4 protein-coding genes are annotated in these 3,200 nt (G+C 64.0%); 1 reads left to right on the forward strand and 3 read right to left on the reverse strand.

Annotated features, from left to right (window positions below; translation table 11 throughout):
- Nucleotides 1-197: 197 nt before the first annotated feature.
- On the forward strand, nt 198-788 hold the full coding sequence (locus tag NA2_RS21130; protein ID WP_008599329.1) for a DUF922 domain-containing Zn-dependent protease: 591 nt from the start codon (nt 198-200) through the stop codon (nt 786-788).
- A 29-nt stretch (nt 789-817) separates the two neighbouring features.
- Here NA2_RS21130 and NA2_RS21135 read toward each other — a convergent pair whose 3' ends face one another.
- The 3 genes from NA2_RS21135 to NA2_RS21145 form a co-directional block, all read right to left on the reverse strand.
- A complete protein-coding gene (locus NA2_RS21135; RefSeq protein WP_008599330.1) occupies nt 818-1,222 on the reverse strand; it encodes an NUDIX hydrolase in 405 nt (134 codons plus the stop codon).
- A gap of 71 nt (nt 1,223-1,293) precedes the next feature.
- Nucleotides 1,294-2,187, reverse strand: a complete 894-nt coding sequence (locus tag NA2_RS21720) for an HNH endonuclease (protein WP_008599331.1) — start codon at nt 2,185-2,187, stop codon at nt 1,294-1,296.
- Nucleotides 2,188-2,272: 85 nt separating this feature from the next.
- A partial coding sequence (locus NA2_RS21145) for a carboxyl transferase domain-containing protein (RefSeq protein WP_008599334.1) occupies nt 2,273-3,200 on the reverse strand: 928 nt, incomplete at its 5' end.

Below are 3,200 nucleotides of genomic sequence, written 5' to 3' on the forward strand. Positions count from 1 at the left end.
AAAGGCCGGAAGGGCGGGGAGAAAGGCGCGGCATAAAAATGTACAGGGCATTGGGATTCCTGCGGTTTTTCGGCTGCGTGACGGGGATATCTCCCCGCCATGGTGCATCGGTTGCATCGAGGAAGCGGCCGTCGGGTTTGCCAGCGAAGCGGCTTTCCACTAACCCTGCTGCGACTGTGCGACAGCAGGGATAACCGATGAAGACGATGGTGATGGTGGCGGCATTCCTTTCCGGCGTGCTGCCGCAGGCGGCGCGCGCCGATTGGAAAGCCGACGAGCGGATCGAGACTTACGCTATCTCCGGCAGCACCGGCATCGAGCTCTACCGCTCGATCGGCGAGCGCGGGCCGAAGGTGGGCGTCGGGCGGGCCATCGCCTACACGGACTTCAAGCTGACCTGGCGGCGCGACTACCAGCCGCGCGGCGGCAAATGCACGCTCGTCTCCGCGAAACCCACGCTGATCATCACCTATCGCCTGCCGAAGCCGTCCGGCCCGCTGCCGGCGGCGACGAAGCGCCTGTGGGATACCTTCATCGCCGGCGTCGAGGCGCATGAGCGCATGCATGGCGTGTTCATCACCGAGATGGTGAAGGAGATTGAGGCCGTCTCGGTCGGCCTGACTGCCGACAACGACCCGAACTGCCAGAAGGTGCGCCAGAAGCTCCAGGGTCATCTCGGCCGGCTGTCGCAGGCGCAGCGGCAGAAGGGCAGGGATTTCGACCGGGAAGAGCTAAGCGAGGGCGGCAATGTGCACCGGCTGGTGCTGGGACTGGTGAACGGAGGGTGAGCGCGGACAAGCAGTCGCCATGCGTCCGGTCAGCGGCAGGCTAACGGAAGTGCGCTGTCGCGCGTCAGCGGCGCCAGCGGCAACGCTCCGGGCGCTCCGGGATCGACCCAGGCGATTTCCGCGATCTCGGCGGCAGGTTCCACATGCCCGTCGATCGTCAGCCGGAACAGTTCGGCCACGACCGTGCGTCCTGCCTCGTTGGCCGCAGGGGCGCTGAATCGGCCGAGATGTATCGGCGCCGCTGCATCGACGCTGAGGCCGATTTCCTCCCGGAGCTCACGACAGAGCGCCATGACGGGCTGCTCCGCCGCCTCGATCTTGCCGCCCGGCTGCATGAAGGCCGAGGTGCCTTGCTTGCGCACGAGAAGGGTCATGCCATCCGGACGGGTGATGATGGCAGCGGCGATGCGAATCGCGTCGTGTTGCGTGTCCATCCGCGAAACCTATTCGCGAAAACGTCGCCGTTCCAGCGGTCCGGCGAAGGAGGGCATTAACGGTGCACTGCTCACTGCTTGAAACAGTGCTCGCGATGCCATTGCAGAAAACTTGGGTGCGGCCTTTCGGAGGCGCGCGGCGGCGTTAGCGCGCGACCGGTCTTGTTGATCAATCCCCGTACGCTCTCCGGGTCATTCACGTGCCTTGAGACTAGAATGTCCATCTCTGGACCCAGACTGATTAGCCCTCGATCAAACATCCAGTGCACCGTGCCTGAAAGCGCGATGCCGTTGGTTATGATATCGGGCCCATTGGCCCCAACGGGCCGGATATGGGCTGCCTCGACTTCTGCGCGGCCGCCACCATTGATCAGCTTGAGACCAGTGATCGCACATCGTGCATCATAGGCGCGCAGGACGAGACGGCGAAAGACCCGGTCCCGGACCGCGCGAGACGTGAAGTATTCTATGCGCACACGCTCCTGTTCGAGCTGGAAAGGGGCCTGAGGTTCCTCGAAACCATCAAGCTCAACATCTCCTACGCGCGGCAGAACGGCTTCGTCTTGAAGGCCTGCCGCAAGGATGCGATTGAAGTCACTCGGAGAGATTGGGCGTACGGCAGACTGGGCTCTTCCGGAGATGCGGCCTTCCGCATTCAGGACCCCGCGTTCCAGAACGCCGTCAGGACCACTGAACGGTACGGGTCGAGCGAAATCGAGATAGCTGCCCGGCTCGATGACCGCCAGATACATGTCGGGCGCCGCAGGGTCGCGAACGACCTCCTGGACTTTCGCTATCGCATAGTAGCCACGGGTTTCACGAACGCTGCGAGGCTCATAGTAGAGGATCCAATGACCAACGCATGCATTGACACGGGTGAGATACTGGGGCGGAAACTGGTATCGCTCCGCCGGGCGGTCATCATAGATCGAATCTGAGCGGTGAATGAAAACCCCGAATCCCATCCGGTGCATATACCCCTGGATCGACGCAAAGTCTCGTCCTGTCGGAATTGGTCCGCGCCACGCCGCTGGTGATCGGGATGCTGCCTCACATCCTGAAAACACCGAACTTCGTCTCGCCGATCTCCGCGTTGAGCGCGGCGCCCAGTGACAGCGCCAGCACCTCGCGCGTCTTCGCCGGATCGACGATGCCGTCGTCCCACAGCCGGGCGCTCGAATAGAGCGGGTGCCCCTCGCGCTCGTATTTCTCCAGGATCGGCCGGCGGAACTCGGCTTCCTCCTCGGCGCTCCACTGGCCGCCGCGCCGCTCGATGCCCTCGCGCTTGACGATGGAGAGCACGGTGGCCGCCTGTTCGCCGCCCATGACGGAGATGCGCGCGTTCGGCCACATCCACAGGAAGCGGGGCGAGTAGGCGCGGCCGCACATCCCGTAATTGCCGGCGCCGAACGAGCCGCCGATGATCGCGGTCACCTTCGGCACGCCCGCCGTGGCGACCGCCGTGACGAGCTTGGCCCCGTCGCGGGCGATGCCGCCGGCCTCGTATTTGCGGCCGACCATGAAACCGGTGATGTTCTGCAGGAAGACGAGCGGGATCTTGCGCTGGCAGCACAGTTCGATGAAGTGCGCGCCCTTCAGCGCGCTTTCGGAAAACAGCACGCCATTGTTGGCGATGATGCCGACGGGGATGCCGTGCAGATGGGCGAAGCCCGTCACCAGCGTCGTGCCGTAATTGGCCTTGAACTCGTCGAACTCGGAACCGTCGACGACGCGGGCGATCACCTCGCGCACGTCGTAGGGCTGGCGCGTGTCGGAAGGGATGATGCCGTAGATCTCGCGCGGGTCGTAGAGCGGCGGAATCGGTTTCTGAAGATCGAGCCCTATCGTCTTCTTTCGATTCAGGTTCCCGACGATGCGCCGGACGATGGCCAGCGCATGGTCGTCGTTCAGCGCATAGTGATCGGCGACGCCGGATTCGCGCGTGTGGACCTCAGCGCCGCCCAGTTCCTCCGCCGTC

Origin of the sequence: Nitratireductor pacificus pht-3B (assembly GCF_000300335.1) — a bacterium.
Taxonomy (GTDB): domain Bacteria; phylum Pseudomonadota; class Alphaproteobacteria; order Rhizobiales; family Rhizobiaceae; genus Nitratireductor; species Nitratireductor pacificus.